19 protein-coding genes and 1 tRNA gene are annotated in these 24,263 nt (G+C 33.7%); 7 read left to right on the top strand and 13 right to left on the bottom strand.

Going from position 1 to position 24,263, the window contains the following annotated elements; genetic code table 11:
* Nucleotides 1-137 precede the first annotated feature (137 nt).
* The gene (gene sdhA, locus BVG17_RS02330) at nt 138-1,937 is read left to right on the top strand and encodes a succinate dehydrogenase flavoprotein subunit (RefSeq protein WP_063630577.1); all 1,800 of its coding nucleotides are present in this window, start codon (nt 138-140) and stop codon (nt 1,935-1,937) included.
* Here the strand turns inward: sdhA and BVG17_RS02325 are convergent.
* The 9 genes from BVG17_RS02325 to rpmE all read right to left on the bottom strand — a co-directional run bounded on the left by BVG17_RS02325 (nt 1,909) and on the right by rpmE (nt 12,582).
* Nucleotides 1,909-3,957, bottom strand: a complete 2,049-nt coding sequence (locus BVG17_RS02325) for an ankyrin repeat domain-containing protein (RefSeq protein WP_063630576.1) — start codon at nt 3,955-3,957, stop codon at nt 1,909-1,911. The genes sdhA and BVG17_RS02325 overlap by 29 nt on opposite strands.
* Before the next feature lie 250 nt (nt 3,958-4,207).
* A complete protein-coding gene (gene gmk / locus BVG17_RS02320; protein WP_017531841.1) occupies nt 4,208-4,816 on the bottom strand; it encodes a guanylate kinase in 609 nt (202 codons plus the stop codon).
* A gap of 35 nt (nt 4,817-4,851) precedes the next feature.
* Entirely contained in the window at nt 4,852-6,618 is a 1,767-nt protein-coding gene (locus tag BVG17_RS02315; RefSeq protein WP_063630575.1) for a pentapeptide repeat-containing protein, read from the bottom strand.
* Nucleotides 6,602-7,576, bottom strand: a complete 975-nt coding sequence (locus BVG17_RS02310; RefSeq protein WP_029237557.1) for an ankyrin repeat domain-containing protein — start codon at nt 7,574-7,576, stop codon at nt 6,602-6,604. The genes BVG17_RS02315 and BVG17_RS02310 overlap by 17 nt, the downstream gene beginning before the upstream one ends.
* Nucleotides 7,577-8,219: 643 nt before the next feature.
* Nucleotides 8,220-9,107, bottom strand: coding sequence for an aspartate carbamoyltransferase catalytic subunit (locus BVG17_RS02300; protein ID WP_063630574.1), 888 nt, complete (start codon nt 9,105-9,107; stop codon nt 8,220-8,222).
* An 80-nt stretch (nt 9,108-9,187) separates the two neighbouring features.
* On the bottom strand, nt 9,188-10,204 hold the full coding sequence (locus BVG17_RS02295; RefSeq protein WP_007302093.1) for a Fe(3+) ABC transporter substrate-binding protein: 1,017 nt from the start codon (nt 10,202-10,204) through the stop codon (nt 9,188-9,190).
* Between the two features lie 123 nt (nt 10,205-10,327).
* Nucleotides 10,328-11,479, bottom strand: a complete 1,152-nt coding sequence (locus BVG17_RS02290; protein ID WP_063630573.1) for a hypothetical protein — start codon at nt 11,477-11,479, stop codon at nt 10,328-10,330.
* Between the two features lie 83 nt (nt 11,480-11,562).
* Complete coding sequence (locus tag BVG17_RS02285; protein ID WP_063630572.1) at nt 11,563-12,348, bottom strand: NAD kinase; 786 nt, start codon at nt 12,346-12,348, stop codon at nt 11,563-11,565.
* 21 nt (nt 12,349-12,369) lie between these two features.
* On the bottom strand, nt 12,370-12,582 hold the full coding sequence (rpmE, locus tag BVG17_RS02280; protein ID WP_006013575.1) for a 50S ribosomal protein L31: 213 nt from the start codon (nt 12,580-12,582) through the stop codon (nt 12,370-12,372).
* 124 nt (nt 12,583-12,706) lie between these two features.
* On the opposite strand from rpmE, the gene fabD reads away from it, so the two are divergent.
* Both fabD and BVG17_RS02270 read left to right on the top strand, forming a co-directional pair.
* Nucleotides 12,707-13,675 carry an ACP S-malonyltransferase gene (fabD, locus tag BVG17_RS02275; protein ID WP_063630571.1) on the top strand — a complete coding sequence of 323 codons (969 nt, stop codon included), beginning with the start codon at nt 12,707-12,709 and terminating at the stop codon, nt 13,673-13,675.
* Nucleotides 13,676-13,726: 51 nt separating this feature from the next.
* A complete protein-coding gene (locus BVG17_RS02270; RefSeq protein WP_063630570.1) occupies nt 13,727-14,482 on the top strand; it encodes a hypothetical protein in 756 nt (251 codons plus the stop codon).
* Nucleotides 14,483-14,496: 14 nt separating this feature from the next.
* On the opposite strand, the gene gpmI is transcribed toward BVG17_RS02270, so the two are convergent.
* Nucleotides 14,497-16,002: a 2,3-bisphosphoglycerate-independent phosphoglycerate mutase gene (gene gpmI, locus BVG17_RS02265; RefSeq protein ID WP_063630569.1), complete on the bottom strand. Its 1,506-nt coding sequence runs from the start codon at nt 16,000-16,002 to the stop codon at nt 14,497-14,499.
* Nucleotides 16,003-16,197: 195 nt separating this feature from the next.
* Between gpmI and BVG17_RS02260 the strand changes: the two genes are divergently transcribed.
* A complete protein-coding gene (locus BVG17_RS02260; RefSeq protein ID WP_063630568.1) occupies nt 16,198-16,932 on the top strand; it encodes a leucine-rich repeat domain-containing protein in 735 nt (244 codons plus the stop codon).
* A gap of 85 nt (nt 16,933-17,017) precedes the next feature.
* Here BVG17_RS02260 and BVG17_RS02255 read toward each other — a convergent pair.
* The 3 genes from BVG17_RS02255 to alaS all read right to left on the bottom strand — a co-directional run bounded on the left by BVG17_RS02255 (nt 17,018) and on the right by alaS (nt 21,394).
* A tRNA-Asn gene (locus BVG17_RS02255) sits at nt 17,018-17,089 on the bottom strand.
* Between the two features lie 432 nt (nt 17,090-17,521).
* A complete protein-coding gene (locus BVG17_RS02250) occupies nt 17,522-18,508 on the bottom strand; it encodes an ankyrin repeat domain-containing protein (protein WP_063630567.1) in 987 nt (328 codons plus the stop codon).
* Nucleotides 18,509-18,766: 258 nt separating this feature from the next.
* Nucleotides 18,767-21,394: an alanine--tRNA ligase gene (gene alaS, locus BVG17_RS02245; protein ID WP_063630566.1), complete on the bottom strand. Its 2,628-nt coding sequence runs from the start codon at nt 21,392-21,394 to the stop codon at nt 18,767-18,769.
* A 218-nt stretch (nt 21,395-21,612) separates the two neighbouring features.
* On the opposite strand from alaS, the gene BVG17_RS02240 reads away from it, so the two are divergent.
* The 3 genes from BVG17_RS02240 to BVG17_RS02230 all read left to right on the top strand — a co-directional run bounded on the left by BVG17_RS02240 (nt 21,613) and on the right by BVG17_RS02230 (nt 24,221).
* Nucleotides 21,613-22,572, top strand: a complete 960-nt coding sequence (locus BVG17_RS02240) for a hypothetical protein (protein ID WP_063630565.1) — start codon at nt 21,613-21,615, stop codon at nt 22,570-22,572.
* 289 nt (nt 22,573-22,861) lie between these two features.
* The gene (locus BVG17_RS02235) at nt 22,862-23,566 is read left to right on the top strand and encodes a hypothetical protein (RefSeq protein WP_063630564.1); all 705 of its coding nucleotides are present in this window, start codon (nt 22,862-22,864) and stop codon (nt 23,564-23,566) included.
* Nucleotides 23,567-23,777: 211 nt separating this feature from the next.
* Complete coding sequence (locus tag BVG17_RS02230) at nt 23,778-24,221, top strand: PAS domain-containing protein (protein ID WP_063630563.1); 444 nt, start codon at nt 23,778-23,780, stop codon at nt 24,219-24,221.
* The last annotated feature ends 42 nt before the right edge of the window (nt 24,222-24,263 follow it).

The following is a 24,263-nucleotide window of genomic DNA, read 5'->3' as shown; positions in this document are numbered from 1 at the left end:
GCTACTTTCATGACGCCCTATGATTGTTATGACATCGTTTACTATAGATTTATTTCAGAAGCTTACATTTGGAAAACTAGTATAGATTTTTTCTACTTCTGTGATATTATAAGCCTGTGATGATAAAATAAGTGAGTATGGGTAAGTCAGCGTATGAAATCATAGAACATGAATATGATGTGGTAATAGTAGGTGCAGGTGGAGCAGGGCTTAGAGCAACACTTGGAATGGCTGCAACTAATTTTTCAGTTGCCTGCATTTCTAAAATTTTCCCTACACGAAGTCATACAGTTGCAGCGCAAGGGGGAATTAGTGCAGCTTTGAGTAATATTGCTGAAGATGACTGGCGCTGGCATGCATATGATACAATAAAAGGTTCAGACTGGCTTGGCGATCAAGATGCAATAGAGTATATGTGTAAAAATGCTGCCAAAGCTGTGATTGAACTTGAAAATTTTGGTGTACCCTTTTCTCGTACGGAAGATGGAAAAATATATCAGCGTGCCTTTGGTGGAATGACAACTCACTTTGGTAAAGGAAAATCGGCTCAGCGTACTTGTGCAGCAGCAGATAAAACTGGGCATGCAATTCTTCATACTCTATATCAGCAATGTCTTAAATTTAACGCTGAATTTTTTGTCGAATATTTTGTAATCGATTTGATTATGGACAAAGGGACATGCTGTGGGGTGATAGCTTGGTCGCTGTGTGATGGTACGTTGCATAGATTTCGTGCACATTCTGTGGTAATAGCAACAGGTGGTTATGGACGTGTTTATTTTTCTGCAACAAGTGCACACACCTGCACAGGTGATGGTAATGGCATGGTGGTGAGAGCTGGGTTGCCACTTGAAGATATGGAATTTGTGCAATTTCATCCAACAGGAATATATGGCTCAGGGTGCTTGATGACGGAAGGATGCCGCGGTGAAGGTGGGTACCTCGTTAATTCTCAGGGTGAGAAGTTTATGGAACGTTATGCGCCAAAGGCAAAAGATTTGGCTTCTCGTGATGTAGTAAGTCGAGCAATGACAATTGAAATTAGAGAGGGAAGGGGAGTTGGGCCAAAGAAAGATCACATGTACTTGAATATAGCTCATCTTGATCCGGAAGTAATAAAGCTCAGATTGCCAGGTATTAGTGAAACAGCAAAGACCTTTGCAGGAGTTGATGTTACTAAAGATCCGATACCTGTTATTCCAACTGTTCACTATAACATGGGAGGTATTCCAACCAACTATCATGGGGAAGTGATCACGTTGCAAAAAGGTAAAGAAGAAGTGGTAGAAGGATTATTTGCAATAGGAGAAGCAGCATGTGTTTCTGTGCATGGTGCAAATCGACTTGGTTCCAACTCACTTCTTGATCTTGTGGTTTTTGGTAGAGCTGCAGCGCTGAGAGCAAAAGAAAAATTGAAACCTGATACACCACATAAAAAATTGCATTCAGACTGCACAGACTTGATAGTAGATAGATTTAATAAAATGCGATTTGCTTCTGGAGAGTTCAAAGTAGCAAAAATACGAAGTGAAATGCAGCACACTATGCAGAAATATGCATCGGTATTCCGTGTTGCTGAAGTTTTAGAGGAAGGTAAAAAAGCTATGAAAGAAGTAGCAAAAATGATGCCTAACATTGCAGTTGAAGATCGCAGTATGATATGGAATAGTGATTTGGTTGAAGCACTGGAGCTTGCCAATATGATTCCACAAGCAGTTATTACCATGGAATGCGCAGCTAATCGCGAGGAAAGCAGGGGTGCTCATGCTCGTGAAGATTTCCCTGAACGTGATGATAAAAACTGGATGAAGCATACTATAGCATGGCTTAAAGAAGAGAAAAGCCAAGTTAGTGTAGAAATTGACTATAAAAAAGTTGCTGAAAAAACTCTGAGCGATGAGATTGATTTCATCGCCCCGGAAAAGAGAATTTATTAGTTAACCCATCTGGTTTATTTATAAATTGACGTAGTATTGATACATAGCTCATTTGAGTAGCTGGGCTTTCTTTATGCTCCGATTGATTTGACGATCTTTGTACTTCTTGCTCTGCTGAGTTGTTAGCTAAATTTTGTTGTTCAGTAATATTTTTAGGTTGTTTTGCAGCTAGGTGATCATCTTTACGGCTTTGCTTATCGTTGGTTAATTCCTTAATAGACTTCCTAATGTCGCTAAGTCCCAAAGTGAATATCAGACAGACCACTCCTGTTATAGCTATGATGGGTAACGCTGCTCCAATTGCAATTTGTCCTTGGAAGCAAGAAAGTGTTACCATTGTAATAATAGTAGTTGCTACTGTGATTGCTAACAATACACTAGCTCTCCTGCCCGGATCAATGCATTTCCATACAGCAGATGCTCCTTTTTTTACACCAGAACCTAGCTTTTTAATGCCTGATTGACATTTTTTCGAAGCAGTTCTACAGTGGTATTTTTCCTCAAGCTTCTCTTTTAGTTCTTTAGCTTTCTCCTGTGCTTTCTGTGGAGTGCTTGAACAATCTTTTAGATCTCGTAAAGTTAAATAGTACTTTTTAGTATGGAGTTCTGGATCTTCTAACCATAAAGAATCAGGGTTAGCACCGTTTTGTAATAATGCTGCACAAAACTTTGTTGTATTATCATAATTAGTTGCTAAATCAAAAATTGTTTCTTGCGATAGGTATTCGATACTTTTTTTTTCTGCTTTTTTCTTTAGTGCTAATTCTAGAGGTGTATTGCCTTGCCTGTTAGTTGCTTTTATAGCTTCATCTAATTTATCTTCAGATATTTTTCTTTCTTTTACTAAGGCTGATATTAATTTCAAGCATGTAACTTTTTGCTTTCCTCTCAGCAAGGCAATATGGTGTAAAGCATTATTACCATCTGTATCTTTCAGGCTAATATCTGCTCCTTTTTGCAATAACTCCTTAAAGGATTTCTCATCTTTATTTTTAATTGCTAAATGTAATTGATAATTATCATTACTATCTGGAGTATTTATGGTATGGGCTATAACTTCTTCAACTTTTGTTTTTATTTCTGGTTTTCGCTCAGCCAATTTTTCTAAAAATTTAAGATAGTATTCATTTTGCTTTTTAGATAATTTTTCTAAATCCTCTGTAGGTAAGCTTAGCTTGGCTCTATACTTTAACAATTTTACAAGAAACTTAAGTGTGTTATCGTTGTCTTGGATTGTGTGAGAATCATGTTTCCCTTTTATTATCTTGTTAATTAGTGCTACCTGAAAAGGAGTCTTTCCTTCTTGATTTTCACTATCAACAAGTTGTGCTAAATTTTTCTCGTTAGCTATTTTTATCAAGGTATCTAGAAACTTAAGCTTTTGTTTCTTTTTGAGCGATGCAATAAGGTGTAAAATATTATTTCCTTTTTCATCTGTTATGCCACTGACATTTGTGCAATCTTTTAGGTATTTTCTAAATTTCCTGTTGTTTCCATTTTGGATTGCATTTAGTAATTGAACGTCATTATCAGAATCCGATATTCCGTTTATTCCATCTTCAAAATCGCTATCAGAATCTGATATTCCGCTCATTTCATCTTCACAATCGCTACCGTAGCCACTGTCTTGCTCATTGTACCTACTCAAACAACTTTTAGTGATTTCAGAAATTACTTGGTTTTTTGTTTCATTTGATATTCTTTTCGATCGTTCTATTACTTCACCTAGCACTGGAAGGAAACATTGGACATAATATCTGTGATATTTTTCCTGTTCTCTAAGCGATTCTTCTAATTTAGTTAATACTTCAGGACTAGCGCCTTCCTTAAATAACCTTTTACATTCCTTGAGTGTTCCATCTCGACTTCTTGGTTTTTCATGCTTATGTTTTTCTTTTTTTACCTTTCTCTCTATAATATTATACAATTGCTTGTCTTTTTTATCTTGTTTTTTACTTTTGTTTATACATTTGTCTAGTTTATTTGCATTACTAACTAATACACTTGAATCTATAACCATATAAAAACCTCAATATTAAAGCTATTTGGCGTTAGCGCTTCAACTAACAACCTATTGAATTGGACTTTTAAATTGAGCTAGATGTTATCGAAATATAGGTGGAAAGCTAGTTTCTATTAGAAAATCTGTTGTCATAATTAAATCCCCACTTTAGCACTTGTCTACTATTTTAACTATTTTATCTTAAAAAATAATAAATGTGGCTAAACTGTGAAGCGTGAATGCTGCTAAAAGAGATAAACAAATATTTTTATAGATCTTTCGGGCTTTGTTTTTCTTCTAATTTTTTAATCCTTTCTTTATTTAGTATTGATTTTATCTCTTCTACGCTTTTATCAAGATTATCATTAATTATTACGTAATCATATTTATTACTTTTACTTATCTCTTTTTGCGCTTCGGCTAATCTACGCTCTATTTCAATTTCATCATCACTATTACGCCTTTGTAGACGCAGTCTAAGCTCTTCCATTGAGGGAGGTAGTATAAAAACACTTACAACTTTTTCTCTTAAGATTTCAAACAAATGAAATGCTCCTTGCCAATCTATATTCAGTAAAACACTTATTCCACTGCTCAGGTTTTGTTCTATAAAATCTTTTGGTATACCGTAAAAATTCTCAAAAACTTTGGCATATTCAAGCATTTGACCAGCCTTACATAGTTCGTGAAACTTTTCTTCAGTAACGAAAAAATAGTCTTTTCCGTTTACTTCACCGGGACGAGGTTTGCGTGTAGTCATAGAAACAGACATAACTAAATCAGTTGATTGCTCAAGTAATTTTTCTGATATAGTAGTTTTTCCAGCTCCAGAAGGAGAGGATAGAATCAGTAATATGCCCTCATTTTTTACGGTCATTTTTCTTTATTTAACAAGTACATTATAGAGCTTTTTTAAGACTTTGTATTTTTTGAATCAAAGTTTAAAAGACTAGAGCCCTCTAAATTAGAATTTGATAAATTGGCATCAATAAGAGAGGAATTATCAAAGACAGTATAACGTAAATCGGCTTTTTCAAGATTTGCCTTATTCAAATTAACGTTTACAAACTTTGCTCTACTTAATATTGAATTAGAAAAATTAGCATTTTCTAAATTCATATCCTTAAACTCAAAGTAAGAATAATTTACATCAAATTTTTTGCCCTGCGATATTTTCTCTTGCAGATCTTTAATTGAAGTTATAGCACTCTCTAGATCTGTAATTTTGCTCTGTCCCTGATTGTCAATCAAAATTGAATTATCAAATTTGCAATCTGTTAAATGAATATCAGCAATTGAACTTTTATATATGCTTGAAGAGAGGAAAGAGACATCACTCACTGTTGAATTACTCAAATTGCTAAGAAAAAAACTAGTCTTTCTAAAGGCATTATCATAAAACACGGAGGATTTGAAATCACTTTCAATAAAGTTTGAATTAGTGACTTTTGACTTAGACCAGCTCGAATTATCAGCTAATAATTTGAAGAATATTGAATTTTCTATCTCACTCGAATCCATATTATAGTGGGAAAGAGTACTATTATAAATTTGAGAGTCTTGAATTTTTGTCTTATACATTGAAGTTGTGGAAAGATCTGAATCTTCTATTTTTGCAGAGGTAAACAATGAATGGTCAAAGAACGAACCATTCATGTCAGAATTCACAACTTTAGTATTATGAAACTTTCCGTGACAAATGTTAGCATCATAGGTGTTAACTTTATACAATTCACTAAAACTAAAATCAATATTAGATAAGTCAGCATCCTGAAGGTCTGATTCGAAAACATATGCATGTTTTATCTTGGAACCATTTAGTATAGATTTAATGAAGTTTGAATTATCCCCTTTCACATAGGAAATTTGTGAATTGCTTAAATTGGCTTTTTCGAAATTACTGTTGACTATAATGGAAGAATTAAAATAGGCGTTTGAAAGATTGCTACCTGTAAAATCCGATTTTTTTATTTCTGCACCATATATGTTAGCATTTTTTAATGAAGAAAATTGTACCTTGAGCTTATGTGCATCCACTCCAAAGAAACTTGCGTTGTCGAAATTATTTTTCTGCATAACAGTGTCATTTATTTCACTATCACTAAAATTGATGTAGCTTGCACTTGAGTTTGATAAATTGGAGAAATTCATTTTTACATTCAAAAACTTGGTATGCAAACCAATTATATTACGCATACTTACTTTGTTGAGATTAGAATTGATAAAATCAGCATAACTGATATTAGACTGATCAAATATGATATCTGTTAAATTTGTAGAAGCAAATTTTGAAAAACTTAAATTTGTGCCTTTTATTTTAACGCCATGTAAATTAGCATTGGAAAAATTGGCACCACGCAAATCAACATCGATAAAAGACACATCTGATAAATCGGTGTTAGAAAAATCGGCACCAATTAAACTTACTCCATCAAAAATAGATTTGCTTAAATACAATTGACTAAAATTAGCACCATTTAAATTAGGACCAAAACCTTTCTTAAAATCTTGTGGTATGCTGGCTTTATTACACTGTACTAAAAATTTAGCAAAATCTTTTGTATTGTAAGATATGTATTTTACATCGTGCAGAGCACTTAAAAAATCATTGATTGCATCATCTCCATAGCATAAATGACCAACTAAAATTAATATCAAAAGTCTAATTATCTTTTGCATCGCAGGTACTTTCTTTTGTTTTTATAGCAAAGTTATACATCTCTGAGTCTTCTTCATTGTTTATTTCTTTATCCTCTAAAAGGTATGGCATCATTTCAGCAATTGCATTTATTATATCGATCTTCTTTTTCTCAATTGCTATGTCGATAGGGGACTTAAAATTATTATCAACTACTCTAGGATCAGCACCTTGTAATAAGAGAAAGCGAACTGTGTCTATTTGACCTTGTTTCACTGCATAAATTAGAGGAGTATCACCCAATTTATTTCTAAATCTTAGTATTTCTTGAATTGTTAATCCAATTTTTTCTAGCTTATTTATTACTCCTCTTAGACAAATTAAGTTGCCCTTCTTGATGCAGTAAAAAAATTGCTTACTGTAATCATCAGTAAATATAGTTTTAGGAAGGTGCTCATTTAGGCTATCATATTGTCTTTTATATATAGACTTGCTTTTATGTTTTTTTATTTCTTTGTTTAGCTTTGTCCATTTTTCGCTTTTTTCATTTTTTTTGTTCACAGGTGTTATATTGTCAGGCTGTTCTTCTTTCTTTTTCTCTGTTAATTGGCTTGTTGAAAGTTCGGTGTCTTTTTTGCTAATCTCCTCTTCAGGCTGTAGGTTTGTTTGATTATTGTGACTGATTTTCTTCTCTTCAGGTTCTTCTTTTTTTTCTTCTGATAAAGGACTTGTTAGAGCTTTGGTATCTTTTATATTAGTCTCCTCTTCAGACTGTAGGTTTGTTTGATTACTTGAAGGTACTTCTTCATTGATTACATTTGTTGGGTCTGTGATTTCTTTGAGTTCGCTCAGAAGCGGAGAAGTTTTTTCAGCATCAGTGTTGCTTTTCGATACGTCTTCTTGATTTATACTGCTTTCATTTTTATTTTCTTCAGGCTGTTCTGCAGCAAGCAGGTTAGATATAACAATTAATAGTATGAAGAATGCTTTATATTTCATAAACATTGCAAATATAGGCTTAATTAAAATGATACTATAATCAAATGATTAATCTACAGTAAAAAGTGCTTTAGTTATTGTACAAGTATGATTATGTAAAAATTTATTTTTCTCTTTTATCTAGGTTTTATTTGAAATTGTCATTTGAGTAGCTGACATACAACTGTACGGACATTAAAGAAATCAGTATACAGCTGTATGAACATTGTGGTAATTTGCGTACTAAACAATGTCATCTAAGTAGCTGACACTGGGATCCATTTTCCATCATCATTAGAAACGTTATATTTTAGCATAACTTTTAACTCACAAATTTAACTGGATGCCAGTACTGGCTACTTTTATGACATCTATCATTTTATGTTTATAGTATTTTTAGCAAATAAATATTTGCTAAATTAAGTGCAAAAATTACTTGACACATTTTGTAGTTTGATTATTATTAGTGAAAATGAGGGTATTTTAGAGCTCGAAATTCGCCTTATTCAAGTCTGCAGACTTTTCAACTAATCTCTCAATAAAAAAATATAGCACAGTCTACTTCAGTGCATACTTAATTTCTGTCATGAGGTGTGTTATATTTTTCTAAATCGTTTTTTATAGGAGGATCATTATGTCTAAAATTCCTTAAAATTAATTAAAGTTAAACATTTATTAAATAGTGCAGTACTGCCTTACGCGTTGCTAATCCAAACTTTACTTGCTGTAAAATAACACAATCTGCTATATCATTGCTAATTTCGATACCTCTATTTATTGGTCCTGGGTGCATAACAATTGCATCGGGTTTTGCGTGCGATAGTTTTTGTGCATCAAGTCCATACAAGTGAAAATATTCTTTTTCTGAATAATTATTATTCATGCGCTCTTTTTGCAATCTTAAAAGCATAATTACGTCAGCATCCTTTATACCTTCAGTTAGTGAGTAGTGAAGTGAATCTACTTCAGAAAAATGTTTACACATCAAAGCTGGTGGTGCAACTAAGCTTATTTTTGCTCCAAACATTTTCAGCAATCTTATATTTGATCTTGCAACTCTACTGTGCAAGATATCTCCACATATAACAATTTTGAGGTTTTTTATTTGCTTTTTATGATTGATAATTACAAGATAATCTGCAAGAGCTTGAGTTGGATGTTCACTGCTTCCATCGCCTGCGTTGATTAGCGAGCAGTTGACATGCTTTGCCAATGTATTAATAATACCACTACTTTTATGCCTGATTATCATATAGTCAGGATTCATTGCATTTAGTGTTTTTATCATATCTTTTAGATCTTCCCCTTTGTTAATAGAAGAAGATTTTATTGGTAAAGTTATAACATTTGCTCCAAGGCTTTTTGCTGCTATTTCAAAAGATGCGAGCGTACGTGTTGAATCTTCAAAGAATAGGTTTATGACTATTTTATTTTTCAGAACATGACTATTTTCAACTTTTTCTTCAAGGTATTGATTGGCTAATTTAGTTATATTTTCTACATCACCGATTGTGAGGTCTGAGATATTTAATAAATTCCTTCTCTTGTCCATAGCTCCTTTTTTGAGCTTATTCTACTTTCTTAATTTCAATTACACAACTCTAAAGTAAAGTAGAAGGAAGCTATAAAATTTTATTTCCACTTACATTCATCTGCTATCATAACAGCCTCAAAGAGATGCTTCTCAAGCTCACTTATAGGCAGAGTACTTTGTAGGTAATTTCCCCAAGATTTTAACACATCAGAAGTTTCAATACCTTCAACAATAGGATATTCTTGATTTTTTTTAGCATATAGCTCTTGAGCCTGTTTGCTTACAAAAAACTCCAATAAAGCTATGGCATTTTCTCTGTGTTTTGCGTTTTTTGTTACTGCTGCACCACTAATATTCACCATTACACCATCACTCGGAAAGAAAGCTCCTAACTTTTCTGTGATATTCTTTTTATTTTCTGATGAAAGGATTCTTGCAAAGTAGTAGCTGTTTACTATTGCAACATTGCCTTCACCAGCGGCTACAGCATAAATTTGATCTGTATCACCACCGCTTGGTTTTCTTGCCATGTTGCTTACAATTCCACTCACCCATTCTTTTGTTTTTTCAAAACCATTTTTTGCAATCATAAAAGCGATCAATGATCGGTTATATGGACTTGTGGAAGAGCGTACTAATATTTTCCCTTTCCATTTTTCATTCGCTAAATCTTCATAGGTACTTAATTCCTTAGGATCTACTGATTCTTTATTGTAAACCAATATTCTAGCTCTTTTTGTGAGACCAAACCAATAATCTTCATTATCTCTAAATTTTGCAGGTATGGCATTTTTTAGAGTCTCTGAATCCACTTGAGATAAGAGCCCTCTTTTTTTGGCTAAAATCAAATTCACTGCATCTGCAGTTAAAAACAAATCAGCTTCACCACCATTTTCCATGCGTGAAAGCAATTGGGAATAATCGTCAATGATATAACGTACCTTGATGCCAGTGGTTTTTGTAAAATCATCAAACAAACTATGTACTAATTCTTCTTTACGAGATGAATAAACGTTTACTACTTGTGAATCATCAATTCCGCTATTTTTATATAAAAAATTAACGACTATCAATAAAGCCGCTACTAAAGATATAAATATTAAACCTTTTTTCATAAACAAACCCCTTCCTTGTCATCATCTCAAGCTATCAAAATAGCAAGGTCTTAGCAAGTGTAAATCTTCAAAACGTTGCAGTTACAGTACTGGAATAGCGATAAAAAGAAGTACGAGCCAGATTTAATTAATAATATAAGTAATATCTGGATGGCCACATCGTTCAGCAACTACTTGTAACAATTTTGAACTAATCTTTTCTTCACTCTTTTTGATAGTTCTAATAGCTGTTTCATTGGGCTTTCCACTACTAGCATCTTTTGTATCTAATAACAAGTAATCTTTAAAATCAGTTTTGCTCCAATGATGAATTGTGCAAGCTAAAGTGAAAAGCAGTAGAGTGCCTGAAATTGCAACGATTGGCCAGTAAATAGTAGGATTTGTGTATGAACTTACTATGTTGCTCAAACCACCTGTTGAATAAAGTGCTAAAGGGAAGGTTATGTTTCCAGTAATAAGAACTGTTCCTAAGATAGGAAGCCATATTCTATCATTGATTAATGAATTTACTTTACTCTTGTAATAGATTGGCTGGCCTGTAAGTTCTACGATGTTCGGATTACTTTTTGCTTTTTCTGGAAGAGAGTGAAACGTAAAGTAAACACGATTACCGTTGCTATATTTTAATACCAAAGATTTGATGCATTCCTCGTCTTTTGAAAGTGTATTTGATATCTCATCTAAAACTTCTTGAGTATCTCTTTTTGTGATCTTGTGCTCCTTAGTACGTACTGCTTGCATAAATTCCCACATAATTCCCAGGGCTAAACAAGACGCTAATACTCCGACAAATATAGTAACAGGATTTATGCTGCCGATGAATCCAATGAATTCTCTTTGCTTCACAGCTAAAACGATTGACGTAATACAACATGCCGTAATAAGACCTACGAAAGGCATTGTAACTTTCTTCTTTTGCATCGTATATTTTACTTTCTGTAAAAATCTGTTTGTCTTTTTATTATCTCCAAGCAAAGATTTTTCAGAGCCATCTGTTTGATATGATGGTGGAGGAGAAGGTGATCTGCTAACTGATACACTACCTGAACTCTTTTTTGGAGATTTTGTATTTGGATCTATGGATGCATAAATAGGTTCTGTATTTGCACCATTCGATTCTTCTTGCCTTTCTTCATCAGAACTTGATTCGCTAGCCGAATTTGTTTGTAACGCTGTGTTTCTAGGTGCTGGTGTTGGTTGAGTTGCTGCACTATTTTCACTCACCGTTGTATGAGAAACCAGTGTGACGTTATCTTTATTTCCTGATTCAGGCATATTCGCTCCAAAATTAATTACAATGTTATGTTGATTACACTATAGTTATTAAGATATAGTGAATACTAATTTAAGAATAAATATTAGTATAAGAACTGCTGATCAAAGATCCTTTCATTCAAAGGGCAATCTTTGTCAAAAAGTAGAGTGACTGTATTTTCGTGATCTTTCTGTATTTTTACCTGCGATATGTCGTGAAATTCCTTGTAATCTGATACTACAAGTGCTGGACGATTTTTCACATCATTGATATCAATTTGCACTATTGTATCATTTGAGATTAGCGCTCCATTCCAACGCCTTGGGTAGTAGCTATTAATGGAAGTCAGTGCAAGTAAATTTGAATTAAGTGGTAAGATTGGCCCACCGGCAGAGAAGTTATATGCAGTGCTACCTGTTGGGGTAGACAATATAATTCCATCTCCTCTGAATTTTTCTACTTTTAGCTTATTATTAATGGTAATATTCATCTCCACTATTTGATTTGCATTTCTAAAGACATACACTTCATTTACTGCGATGTAATGGTGTTTTTTGCCACTTATGTCTGTGGCTTCCATTTTTAGTAAAGTTAGCTGAGTAGGAACTGCATGTTCTATATGATCAATTAGATCTTCAAAGCATTTATTCATCAAAAATCCGACGTTACCGGTATTTATTCCATACACATGTATATCTTTATTTCCTATGATGTAGTTGTGTAGGGTGCGTAGCATAAAACCATCGCCACCAACAACTATCAGCAGATCAACTTCATGTTTACCTGCTTCTGCTATATTGATAAAATTGAGTTTCTGCAGTAGTTTAGATACTTCCTGAGACTTGGGTAGCGAAGAAGCAATATAGCCTACATTTTTATATTTATACATGTTAAATAAAGAGGGGAGGAACTAAAAAAGACTCCCGTATTTATCATTAAACTTAGCTATTTTACTATCCTTCTCCCCTGAACCGCTTGTCAAACTTCCAGTCCATGCAGGATGAGTAAGAGGATCTCTATCAAGCTTTATTCTTTGACCTTCTTTTCCATAAGTGGAATAAGTTTCAAACTCTTGACCATCTGTCATAACTATAGTAACTTTGTGATAATCGATTTCTGCCATTGTTCTTACAAATTTCTTACCAGCTAAGATTGTAGTGAATCTGGTTCATTTGGTCAATCATTATTGTGAAATATTGACAAAAAATAAATAAAGTAGTATTCTCAATGAAGAATGAAAAATTTTTATGATTTTTGCTTTTCCTGGTCAGGGCTCCCAATTTGTAGGAATGGGAAAGAGCTTATATGATGAATTTTCAGTTGCAAGGAACGTATTTGATGAAGTAGATGACATATTGGGTAGAAAGCTGTCTCATTTGATTTTCAATGGCCCTATTGAGAAATTAACCATCACGGAAAACGCTCAGCCAGCTATAATGGCAGTGTCAATTGCAACGCTACGTGTTATGAAGCACGTATTTGGTGAATCTCTTTACAGCGTTCAGTATGTTTGTGGGCATTCAGTTGGCGAGTATACAGCGCTGTGTGCTGCAGGGGCATTGACGCTTGAGTCTGCAGTCAAATTGCTAAAAGTTCGTAGCGAAGCAATGCATGAAGCTTCACTAAAATGCAAAGGTGGAATGTTTGCTCTACTTGGAGCAGAAATAAGTGAAGTAGAAGGTATATTAAAATCAGCTCAAATTGATTGTGAAATTGCAAACGATAATGGTGGTGGGCAGGTAGTGGTGAGTGGTACTGCAGAGTCTCTTGAGGTCTTACCTGATTTATTCAAAAACTCAAGTGTCAAGAAAATGATAAAATTACAAGTTAGTGGGCCTTTTCACTCATCTTTTATGAAGCCTGCTGATGAAAAACTTCTGGAATTTTTAAAAAGCATCAACATAACTCGCCCTTCGATTGCTTTTGTATCAAACGTTACAGCTAAGGAAGAAAGTGATCCAGAGATCATAAGAGCTTTGCTCGCTAAGCAAGTCATAAGCAGAGTGAGGTGGAGAGAAATGATTTTACATATGATAAGCCGTGGCACTAATAAATTCGTTGAAATTGGGCCTAATAAAGTTCTATCCAATTTAGTTAAAAGAATTGACCAATCTATCAGTGTGAAAAATATAGATAGTATTGGTGATATTAATAGCTTCTTTGATGAATCATTAATGTTGACAGCAAAAAATTTAAAAATAAAAGCTTATAACTAACATAAAGTAAAATTTGTACTATTTTTTGCTTTGATTATTGATAGCAGCGGAATGTCAAACACCGACACTAAAGAATATGATCTAGCGTTGGGTGATACCACGGTTAAGCTTTTTATTAAAAGTAGCGATACAAGTGGGATCAATTTTATTAATGTGCATCAAAATGAAGTAACTTCAAAAGGGGCTGGTGAGCATATACTCCAGCAGTTTGGTGGAAGAATGCTATACATTACTCATGGTAATGGTACTCCGCGTAATGTAGAATCTTACTTAAATGGTGAGCGGTATGAATTCGATCCCAATCGCATGTTTGATGATGTAGGTGCAGAAGCTAGCTTAAGAGAGTTTGGCAGTGTTTCAGAAGATGCTTTGAGAGCTGTTAGAAACTTTGCAGAAAGAATTTTAGATTTTTTACTTCCTGGCCAAGATCACGTTATCGCTCTGCACAATAACTACAATTCTCCCAGCTACTCATTCAAGAGCTATTTTTCCCCACCACTTTCCCATGATGTACTGAAGATTTATCCAGAAGTATGTCCAGAAAGTGGAACGGGTGAGTTTTTCTATACGACAGTTGAAGATTGGTTCGATGCTTTAAAACAGAAAGAAATTTTTAATATAGTATTGCAAAATAATAAAGCAGTGGAAAATGATGGTTCTTTGTCTGTATATGCTGGAGAAAATAATATTTGGTACTCTAATGTAGAAGCTGAACACGACCATTTAGAGCAGCAAGTAGATATGCTATCTGCTATACACAGTGTTTTGTTTCCTAATGCAAATCAGCCCTTGGTAGTAGATTTATAGTAATATAAAGCGCACTACAAAATTAATGGATCACCTGTCATCTCATTTGGCTTTTTGAGTCCAAGTAGCTGTAAAATAGTAGGGGCAATATCAGATAATCTTCCATCTCTTAATTTTAGATTATTATAAGAATCAGAACATACGATAAATGGCACTTTATTTAAAGTGTGAGCTGTGTGAGGTGTATTATTTTCTTCATCGAACATACATTCTACATTGCCATGGTCTGCTGTAATAATTAGTGCAGCGTTACCCACTTCTTTGATAACGTTGAGTACTTTTGCAAGGCAATCATCTACAGCGAGCACAGCTTGCTCAGCTGCTTTTATGTTACCTGTATGTCCTACCATATCAGGGTTAGCGTAGTTTACAACTATCAGCACAAATTCTTGAGAATGAATTTTTTTTACAAGTTCTTCTGTGAGCTCAAAGGCTGACATTTTAGGCTGCAAATCATAAGTTTTAACTTTTGGTGAAGGAATGAGTATTCTTTCTTCGCCAGGAAAAGGTTCTTCTCTTCCGCAATTAAAAAAGAAAGTCACATGCGCATATTTCTCAGTTTCAGCAATGCGCAGTTGCCGTAATTTATTGTCTTCTATTATCTGTCCCAAAGTGTTGGCAAAAGATTCAGGAGGAAAGAGATAAGGAATTTTTAAATCCGCTTTGTATTGCATCATACTTAGAATTGAAGAAAATTTTGCTACCTTAGCGTAATCTGTTTTGCCTAGCAAAATACTTGCCAATTGTATCATTCGATCAGCACGAAAGTTAGCCAGTAGTAGTCCATCTTCTGGTTTTATACCTTGATAATCACCTATTACTGCGGGCCTGATAAATTCATCGGTTATATTATTTTGATAACTTTCATCAATGAGCGATACTGCATCATCATAACGAGGCGCCTTTGCAAATGCGATGGCTTCATAAGCTTCAATTGTTCTTTCCCACCTATTATCACGGTCCATAGCATAATAACGCCCAGAGATAGTGGAGATTCTTATATCATTTTCCTTTATGTTTTCTGTAAATTCTTGAATGCATCTTTTCCCTGAATTTGGCAGTGTGTCTCTGCCATCTAAAAATGCGTGTATTACAACTTTAATTCCGCGCTGTGATATTTTGTTTGCTAAAGATGAAATGTGCTTTTGATGCGAATGAACACCGCCATCTGATATCAATCCCATTATATGGCATATGCTATTCTTACTTTTTAGATCATTAATAAAATTCTGTAGATTTGCATTATTTTCTATCGTTTCGATTGCTTGATTAATACGCTGAAGGCTTTGCATTACCACTCTACCGCTACCAATATTCATGTGACCAACTTCTGAATTGCCTATTTGGTCTTCTGGTAATCCAACATCAGTTCCACAGGCAGATAAACTGCACTTTGGATAATTAGAGCTAATATGTTGCCAACAAGGTGGATTTGAATTGCTAATAGCGTTGTATTTACTATTTTCTATTCCATTACCCCAGCCATCTAATATACATAAAACGACTGATTTAAAGTTCATATAAAAGTTAACATCGAAACCCTCAATGGTACCAAAAACAAACTCTTCTCACAACTTTTGTGTTAAAATAAGAGATAGAAAAAGCTGCTTGGAGGCAATGGTATATGGAGTTTTTCATAAAATATTTTATTAAAGTGATTGACAGTTGCCGAAGTGTTTACTAAAACACTTGCATAATTTTAGTAGGGAGGTCACATGAGTTTTAGCCAATATATAAAAGATAACACTTTAGCAACATCAGGCATTACAATTGATATAAACAAATTCGTAAACTTTTTAAAAAATAATACACACATTACAAAGCTTATTTTACGATGTTCAAAAATTAATTATGAGGTTATAAAAGAATTAGCTCAGCTTTCTCATCTTACTTCACTTGATCTGAGTTGCAATTATGTTGGTACAGAAGGTGCAAAGGTTTTAGCAAGCGGAAATCTTACAAATCTTACTTCGCTTGATTTAGGAGGAAACGAAATTAGTGATGAAGGTGTAGAGGCTTTAGCCAGTGGAAATCTTACAAGTCTTACTGAGCTTAAATTATATGATAATAAAATTGGCGATAGGGGGGCAAAAGCTTTAGCGAGTGGAAATCTTACAAATCTTACTTTGCTTAGTTTAGGATGGAATGAAATCAGTGACAAAGGTGCGGAAGTTTTAGCGAGTGGAAATCTTACAAATCTTATTACACTTAAAGTATATGATAACAGCATTAATTACAGAGGTGCACAAACTTTGGCGAGTGGAAATTTGGTACGTCTTACTTCGCTTATTTTTAATTATTGCAGTATTGATAGCACGTTGCCTAAAAATTTTCTACCTGAATTAAGAAGGAAATGTAATAAAAGAAAAATAGTAGAGGAGCCAGATAGCAAGCTAAGTGAGGTGCAGGCATCTTTGCATTTTGATAGTAAAGGCTTTAAACCTATATAACTTCACACGTTTTGTCTGTTTAAGAGACAAAAAAGGTAGTGAATTTTGGGCTAAAAGTGAAATGTACAGATTGTATAAAATAGTGCTCCCCGGGCCGGATTCGAACCAGCGACCAATTGGTTAACAGCCAACTGCTCTACCACTGAGCTACCGAGGAATAAACCTTGTTCAACTTATCACATTGAGCGTCGATTGTAAACGATTTTTATCTAGACTTTAAACCCAACTGATCATGTTCTGCTAGCTTTCCCTTAGTTGTAGCACTGTTATACTTATTTTTAGAGTAAAAAACTCAGTTTGGCGGCGTCTCTTTTAATTTTTTCTTTGTTCAGCCAAATCGAGCTTGTTATCACATATAGCTCGCTACTTGGAGATTTATTTGTCTTTTTTTAGTTGGCAATTTTTTTAATATTTATAGCTAAAGTAATTTAAGAGATCAGTTTCAAGTAATCCTTCTCCTGTTATCCCAGTACTTGTGATACTGGTACTCAGAAAAATTAATTTCCACTATATAAAATATTGATAAAAAGCTAGATTTCACTGTCGTGCTCTGAAGTGACAGGTCAAATAGCTGAGCTGAAATTCCCTACTATGAAGCAGTGAGAACACTTATTTCATGTACATTTGTCAAGACTGCTTCATCAACTTTAATACTAGGCTTCAACAACATATATGTAGCACCACCAACTACCAGTGCTGCTGCTGTGACTGCAACCACTGCTATAATTATAGGTATTGCAATTGCTTCAGTTGCAAGAAGTGCCGCTGCTATAACAGTACCTAATAATGCAGTTGTTCCACCGGCAATAATCACATTTTTAGTTACTTGCTGTATTTTCTCTTTTTCTTTCAAAGATTCCTTTATTATATCATCTAATGAAGCTTCTACTTCTTTATTGTAATTTTGAATAGCGCAACCTAAAGGAATGTACACGTTTTTATTGACTTCATCAACATTTGTACCACTTTCTTTGAGAATTTTTATCAGCTTTACCTGATTCTCTTGAGTAGCTAAATCTAAAGGAGTGTTTCCGTTTTTATTGACTGCATCAACATTTGCACCATTTTTTATAAGAGTTTTTGCCACTTCTATATGGCCAAAGCAAACAGCACAATGTAAAGGAGTGTCTTCACTTTCACATTCATTTCTTACATTGACATTTGCACCATTTTCTATGAAAACCTTTGCTAGTTTTATATTACCAAGTTTAGCAGCCAAAAGTAAAGGAGTCGATCCATCACTACCTATTACATCAACCTTTGCATTTTTTTCTATGAGGGCTTTTGCCAGATGCTCACAATCTATGTAAGTAGCGAGATGTAATAGCCCATATCTAACAGGTAAAAACTCCTCGGCAAATGTAACAAAAGCAACTTCCTCATTGCTATTATTATAATCACTATTAATGCGAAACAGATAATCTATATTAAAATTATCTTTCTCCCACCTGTTATAATCCTTTGGAAATCTTCTTAATTTCTCTTGTATTTTTTCAATTACGCTATCTTTACTTAAATCTTTGTTACCATTGACTGTGCTCAATACTCTTTTCCATTTTGCAAATTTTATCGTCATGATTTTACCTCTACCATCAAAGATGTTTAACTATTATGTATTGTACTAAATAGTCAATATTTATTGTGAACAAGCTATATATAACAATTGCAATTGTTAGTAGCAAAGATGCTATAAGAGAGAACTTTCCTATTATTATTGACATCTCTTGGTGAGCACAACGTTCATACTTAATGCGTTATCGTAGGAACACTTAACAATGTTTATAGAGTGTTATCCATGAGGACGCTGTTTCTTATGTCGGCTGTACAGCGTAGCCTACATTAGCTCTTGTAAGCTACTGCCAATAGTAGTGATAACATTATCATTATTACAGCTTGTTTGGGCAAGTTCGGCATTTCCACCGCAATCCCTTCTGGTTACAGTAGATACTAGCTCTTTTGCATTGATCTTATTAGTTAAATCTTTACTTACTTTGACAATTAAAACTGTTTTATCCTTTTCTGTTACCGTGAAGGCTATTACAGTTTTCGATTTTTGTTGCTGAAGAACAAATTCCCTTATTATACTTCCTGGAACGTCAGTGAAAGTGTGGCTTACGAAATTTATTCCATTTATTTCAGTGCTTTTTATATTTTCTACACTGACAAGCTTTTTATAAAGATTTTTTATTTTGGTTTCGAATTCTTTGCGCTCTTGGCTTAAAATACTGAGTCTACTTATTATTTCATTTACTGGTGCTTTTACGAATTCTGCAACTTTTTTTAAGCTAATTTCGTTATTGCGTACGTAGTTGATTGCTTCTTGACCGGTTAAAGCTTCGATCCTTCTTACTCCAGATGCAACGGAACATTCTGCTGCTATCTTAAACAAACCAATTTCTCCAGTACGTTCCACGTGTGTACCGCCACATAATTCTTTTGAGTCTCCAATTTTTACAACCCTAACCTTGTCACCATATTTTTCACCAAATAAGGCCATCGCTCCTTCGTTTATTGCCTCATCCATACCTTGAACTTTTGTGGACGTAGAAAGATTTTCTCTGATTAGAGAGTTTACTATATCTTCTACTGAAGACAGCTGATCCTGAGTGACTGGCTTATTGTGATTAAAGTCAAATCTTAGTCTATTTGGTGCGACTAGAGAACCTTTTTGAGTAACGTGATCACCTAAGATTTTTCTGAGTGCAAAGTGTAGAAGATGTGTAGCTGAATGATTTCTTCTTAAGTCTTGTCTTCTTTTTTTGTTAATACTAGCTGTAACTGTATCACCTTTACGAACTGAACCAGACTCCACTATACATCTGTGTAAATATAGGTCATTAATCTTGTTGGTATTTTCCACTATGATTACGCCTAAATCTGGTGTCATTCCAGCGCGTGACGCTGGAATCTGGATCCCAGTATCAAGTACTGGGATGACAAGAAGGAACTTTCCAATATCTCCCACTTGTCCACCTGACTCTCCATAAAAAGGTGTTTTATCAAGTATAATAGTTATCTTTTCTCCTTCTTTTGCAGAATCAATTACTTCATTTTTAGAGGAAATTATTGCTAGTACTGTTGCATCCTTTACTTCATCACGCTCATAACCAACAAATTCTGTTTTGCCAAACTGATCAATTAAATTAAACCATACTTGTTCAACAGACTTTTCACCAGATCCAGTCCAATTAGCACGTGCTCTTTCTTTTTGCTCTTTCATTGCATTATCAAAACCTTTTTGGTCAAAATTTATTTTCCTTTCTTTCAAAATATCAAGTGTGATATCCAAAGGAAATCCATAAGTGTCATATAGTTTGAATGCTGATTCTCCAGATAGAGTGTCACCTGATTTTAAATCTGCAGTGAATTTGTCCAAGAGATTAATGCCTTTCATTAAAGTGTCTTTAAAGTTTTCTTCCTCTGATTTTAACGTCGTTTCTATTAAGCTTTTAGCTCTGATTAGCTCTGGATAAACATCTCCCATATAAGCCAAATTTGTGCCATCTATGAGTGCAGGAAAAACAAGATGCAATAAAGAATCATTATATCCAAGTAGGTGGATATAACGTGCTGCTCTCCTAATTAATCTGCGTAATACGTAATTCCTGCCTTCGTTTCCAGGAAGCACTCCTTCTGCGATGAGAAATGCAGCTGCACGAAGGTGATCTGCGATAATCTTATGAGCTACTTTGTTTTCCTTATTTCCACAGTATTCTTGAGATTTATTGATTAGAGCAGAAAATAGGTCGATATCATAGTTATCATGGACGTTTTGCATAACAGCTGCTATTCTTTCAAGACCCATTCCGGTATCGATGCATTTTTTTGGTAATTTTTGTAAATTACCTTCTTCATCTTTATTAAATTCCATGAATACCAGATTCCAAATTTCAACAATTCTGTCGTCTTCATGCAAATCCTGATTTGCATGATCGTAAAAGATTTCAGAACATGGGCCACATGGACCAGTATTGCCCATGCTCCAAAAGTTATCATCTGTTGTAATTCTTATGATTTTATCATCTGAAAAGCCACTTATCTTACGCCAAATTTCATATGCTTCATCATCAGTGTGGTAAACAGTTATGGATAGTCTGTTTTTATCAAGAGACAATTCTTCAGTAATAAATTTCCACGCAAATTCTATCGCAGTTTCTTTAAAGTAATCACCAAAGCTAAAATTTCCGAGCATTTCAAAAAATGTGTGATGCCGAGATGTATAGCCAACATTTTCAAGATCATTGTGTTTACCACCTGCTCTGAGACACTTTTGACTTGAGACGGCACGTTTCATTTCAGTTTTTTGCGTGCCGGTAAAGATGTTTTTGAACTGTACCATACCAGCATTTGTGAACATGAGTGTTGGATCATGCTCTGGAATCAAAGGAGAAGAAGGAACTTGCTCATGATTATTATTTACAAAAAATTTTATAAATCTTTCTCTAATTTCGTTTAGCTTCATCGTTTTTACTGAGGTTATCTATGCATAATAAGTTGTAACAGAAGTAAAATCAATTTATCAATCTAAATATTAATATATACATTACTTAGTATAATAAAAGTAATTTTTACATAAAAATTTTAATAAAAAGATATAGGTTTAAATATTTTATCCACTAACATAGAGAAGTATTTGTTAATTCAAATAATACTTTTATTAATTCATTTAAGGAGTGTGAAATGCCAAAAAAATTCCAAAACACTAAGAATAGCATGCGAAAGAGAGAAACAACAAATAAGCAGGAGATGGATGGTCCAACAATTAGAATTGTATCTGACTTGGAAAGTATAAAACAAAACAGAAGAGTAGAATTTTTAATTAAAGGAGAGAATTTAACAGTAAAAGACCTCTCTATATCTTCTAGAGCAGCTGAGATAGGCTTGGTTACAGGAATAGTAAATTCAATAGACATTCCTCAAGCAATTCGTGAATCGACAATAGATGGAATTATTTTAGGTCTTAAGAGTGGAGAAATAGAAAAAGGTAAAGAATATAATTATAGAGAATTTAAGAAAATATATCTAAAAAACCTTGTAGATGAATTGGGTAAGGATAGTTCAAAAAAGCTAAAAGAAAGAACTGATGAAAATAGCCAATTGAGAGAATCTACTACTGAAGAAATTGATTATCAGATGCAGGAAGATGTAACTATCGAATCAGCTTCTTTAACAAAACAAGAATTCGATTTTGCATCAAGCAAAGTAACTACTAAAGAGATTAATGACGTAATAAATGAAATAGAAGAATCAAATGCTAGTTATGGAATTACTCCTGAAGATATAAGTAGTGTTTCCCGTTTTGATAGTAATTCACAAGAAGTGTTAGATCGTTCTATATTTAATAGCACAGATGTGGAAGGGCCTAAATTACCCGAAATAAATGGAGGACAGTATATAGGAATAGCAGGGATTGCTGGTGGTACTATATTGGGTGTAATTCTATCAGTAGCTTTTGCAGGATTAGGATACTTTATATGGCACAGAAAAAATAGGGAAGGTAGCTACGATGTTGAAAAAGCGATGAAAAACCTTCCTGAACAAACTCAACTTGAGCATTCCGGATCTACATCAGAAATAGAATCTTTGCTCAGCAATGCTACATCAGTAGCACATCTATCTTCTCAAATTAGTGTCGAGTAAGATTCCAGAGTTTGATGGCACAACAGTGCCATCAACTTAGCTCTTACAGCACTTATATGCTCTGGAACCAAAGGAGAAGAAATTTTCCTGTCTTACAAAAAATTTTATAACTCTTTCTCTAATTTTATATCGTTTTTACTAAGGTATAATAAATTGCAATGAGAAATTCAGATATTAATATATGTATTATTTAGTATAATAAAAATATAAAAATCTTAGTGAAAAGATGTGGACTTAAATAATTTATCTTTTATACATAAGGAAATATTGGTCAGCTTGGGGGTCATATATGTCAAGAAGATTTAAAAATACTGTAGGAAAAAAAAGATCAATCAATAAAGAAAAAAGGAATAGATGGATTAGTATTGAATCAGAATTGCGAGATGTAGAACAAAACAGAACAATATATTTTCTATTGGAAGGAGGTGATTTAAAACTTAAGTATGTATGTATGCTTGACGATACATCTTATCGTATTCTTGTTTCTGATCTCAAGAGTGGGAAAATACGAAGTTATAAAAGATATAATGCCAAAGAGTTTTATGAAAAGTATCTCAAAGAGTTTTTGAGTAATGAGAACTTGCAAAAGCTGGAAGCTGGTGATATTGAAAATACAACAACAGAACTACCAAACTTAAAACAAGTAATGGAAGAAATGAAAAAATCAAACGCTAGCAATGGAATTACAATGCGAAATATAGAAAGTGTTCAAAATACGACGAATATTTTGGGTAATCCTATGATTCATGATACAAACTTGAGAGGGTTTAAATTATTGGAAACACCTTCAAACGAGAAAAATAATATAGTGTTCACAGTAGGTATGTTAGCAGTAGCAGTAGCTTTGGTAGCAGCTATCGCAGCAGCTGTACCATTTAAATGTTGGTTTTATAATAGAAAAAATAAAAGCCATAGTAGTGCTAAGGAAGAAACTCCATCTAGTTATTTATTAAGTGCAATAACTTTAGAAAGTGGAACTAATTCTATTCGTTAGCCAAAATATTGCAAAAATAGAATTTTTTTATTATTTTTTTACAGTTTCCTCATTTAATAATTTTTATGCTCTAATTATTATACTTAATTTATCATTACCTGTTGTGTAAACAGGATGAGAATTTTCAATAATCTACATCCTTTAGTAAGAAAAAATCAATACATTCACGATAAATTTACCTCATATCTGTGTTTTATATGTGGAATTTTGAATGGAAAATTATGCAGGCAAAGAAAGAAGAATAGTGAATATAGTTACTCAACATTGGAGTGATATAAAAGGATCAGAGAGAGAATGGCCAGAAAGACATGAAATAGACACTGCAGAAATCATGGAGTCATGGCAGCATTGTTTTATCATTGAAGTTAAAGATCGAGGTTATATTTGTGAAAATGCAGGAGAAAAAGCTATTGAATTTTATGGTTTTGAAAAAAAGATGTACATCGATAATAAATATGCAATTGATGCACCATTTTTGCGGCTATATAAAATAGATGCAGTTATTGATAAACTTGAGACTGTAATAGAGAGTAAATGCTCAATTAACGAAGAGGAAGAAAGTGAAAGTGTTAAAATGAGGCAAGTATTGTTGCCAATTGGAGATAAAGAAGGTATAACACATATACTGGGTGTGATTACATTCAAGCTGCTTTAAAATACAATTTTAATTTGATTTTTTAATAAAGTTATCTATACT

The organism is Wolbachia endosymbiont of Laodelphax striatellus (assembly GCF_007115015.1).
Lineage (GTDB): Bacteria > Pseudomonadota > Alphaproteobacteria > Rickettsiales > Anaplasmataceae > Wolbachia.
This window is presented reverse-complemented; position numbering and strand designations above follow the sequence as displayed.

Excerpts from the sequence above, each read along its gene's own strand:
- sdhA (WP_063630577.1), top strand. The coding sequence starts at position 138 with ATGGGTAAGTCAGCGTATGAAATCATAGAACATGAATATGATGTGGTA.
- BVG17_RS02325 (WP_063630576.1), bottom strand. The coding sequence starts at position 3,957 with ATGGTTATAGATTCAAGTGTATTAGTTAGTAATGCAAATAAACTAGAC.
- gmk (WP_017531841.1), bottom strand. The coding sequence starts at position 4,816 with ATGACCGTAAAAAATGAGGGCATATTACTGATTCTATCCTCTCCTTCT.
- BVG17_RS02315 (WP_063630575.1), bottom strand. The coding sequence starts at position 6,618 with ATGCAAAAGATAATTAGACTTTTGATATTAATTTTAGTTGGTCATTTA.
- BVG17_RS02310 (WP_029237557.1), bottom strand. The coding sequence starts at position 7,576 with ATGAAATATAAAGCATTCTTCATACTATTAATTGTTATATCTAACCTG.
- BVG17_RS02300 (WP_063630574.1), bottom strand. The coding sequence starts at position 9,107 with ATGGACAAGAGAAGGAATTTATTAAATATCTCAGACCTCACAATCGGT.
- BVG17_RS02295 (WP_007302093.1), bottom strand. The coding sequence starts at position 10,204 with ATGAAAAAAGGTTTAATATTTATATCTTTAGTAGCGGCTTTATTGATA.
- BVG17_RS02290 (WP_063630573.1), bottom strand. The coding sequence starts at position 11,479 with ATGCCTGAATCAGGAAATAAAGATAACGTCACACTGGTTTCTCATACA.
- BVG17_RS02285 (WP_063630572.1), bottom strand. The coding sequence starts at position 12,348 with ATGTATAAATATAAAAATGTAGGCTATATTGCTTCTTCGCTACCCAAG.
- rpmE (WP_006013575.1), bottom strand. The coding sequence starts at position 12,582 with ATGGCAGAAATCGATTATCACAAAGTTACTATAGTTATGACAGATGGT.
- fabD (WP_063630571.1), top strand. The coding sequence starts at position 12,707 with ATGATTTTTGCTTTTCCTGGTCAGGGCTCCCAATTTGTAGGAATGGGA.
- BVG17_RS02270 (WP_063630570.1), top strand. The coding sequence starts at position 13,727 with ATGTCAAACACCGACACTAAAGAATATGATCTAGCGTTGGGTGATACC.
- gpmI (WP_063630569.1), bottom strand. The coding sequence starts at position 16,002 with ATGAACTTTAAATCAGTCGTTTTATGTATATTAGATGGCTGGGGTAAT.
- BVG17_RS02260 (WP_063630568.1), top strand. The coding sequence starts at position 16,198 with ATGAGTTTTAGCCAATATATAAAAGATAACACTTTAGCAACATCAGGC.
- BVG17_RS02250 (WP_063630567.1), bottom strand. The coding sequence starts at position 18,508 with ATGACGATAAAATTTGCAAAATGGAAAAGAGTATTGAGCACAGTCAAT.
- alaS (WP_063630566.1), bottom strand. The coding sequence starts at position 21,394 with ATGAAGCTAAACGAAATTAGAGAAAGATTTATAAAATTTTTTGTAAAT.
- BVG17_RS02240 (WP_063630565.1), top strand. The coding sequence starts at position 21,613 with ATGCCAAAAAAATTCCAAAACACTAAGAATAGCATGCGAAAGAGAGAA.
- BVG17_RS02235 (WP_063630564.1), top strand. The coding sequence starts at position 22,862 with ATGTCAAGAAGATTTAAAAATACTGTAGGAAAAAAAAGATCAATCAAT.
- BVG17_RS02230 (WP_063630563.1), top strand. The coding sequence starts at position 23,778 with ATGGAAAATTATGCAGGCAAAGAAAGAAGAATAGTGAATATAGTTACT.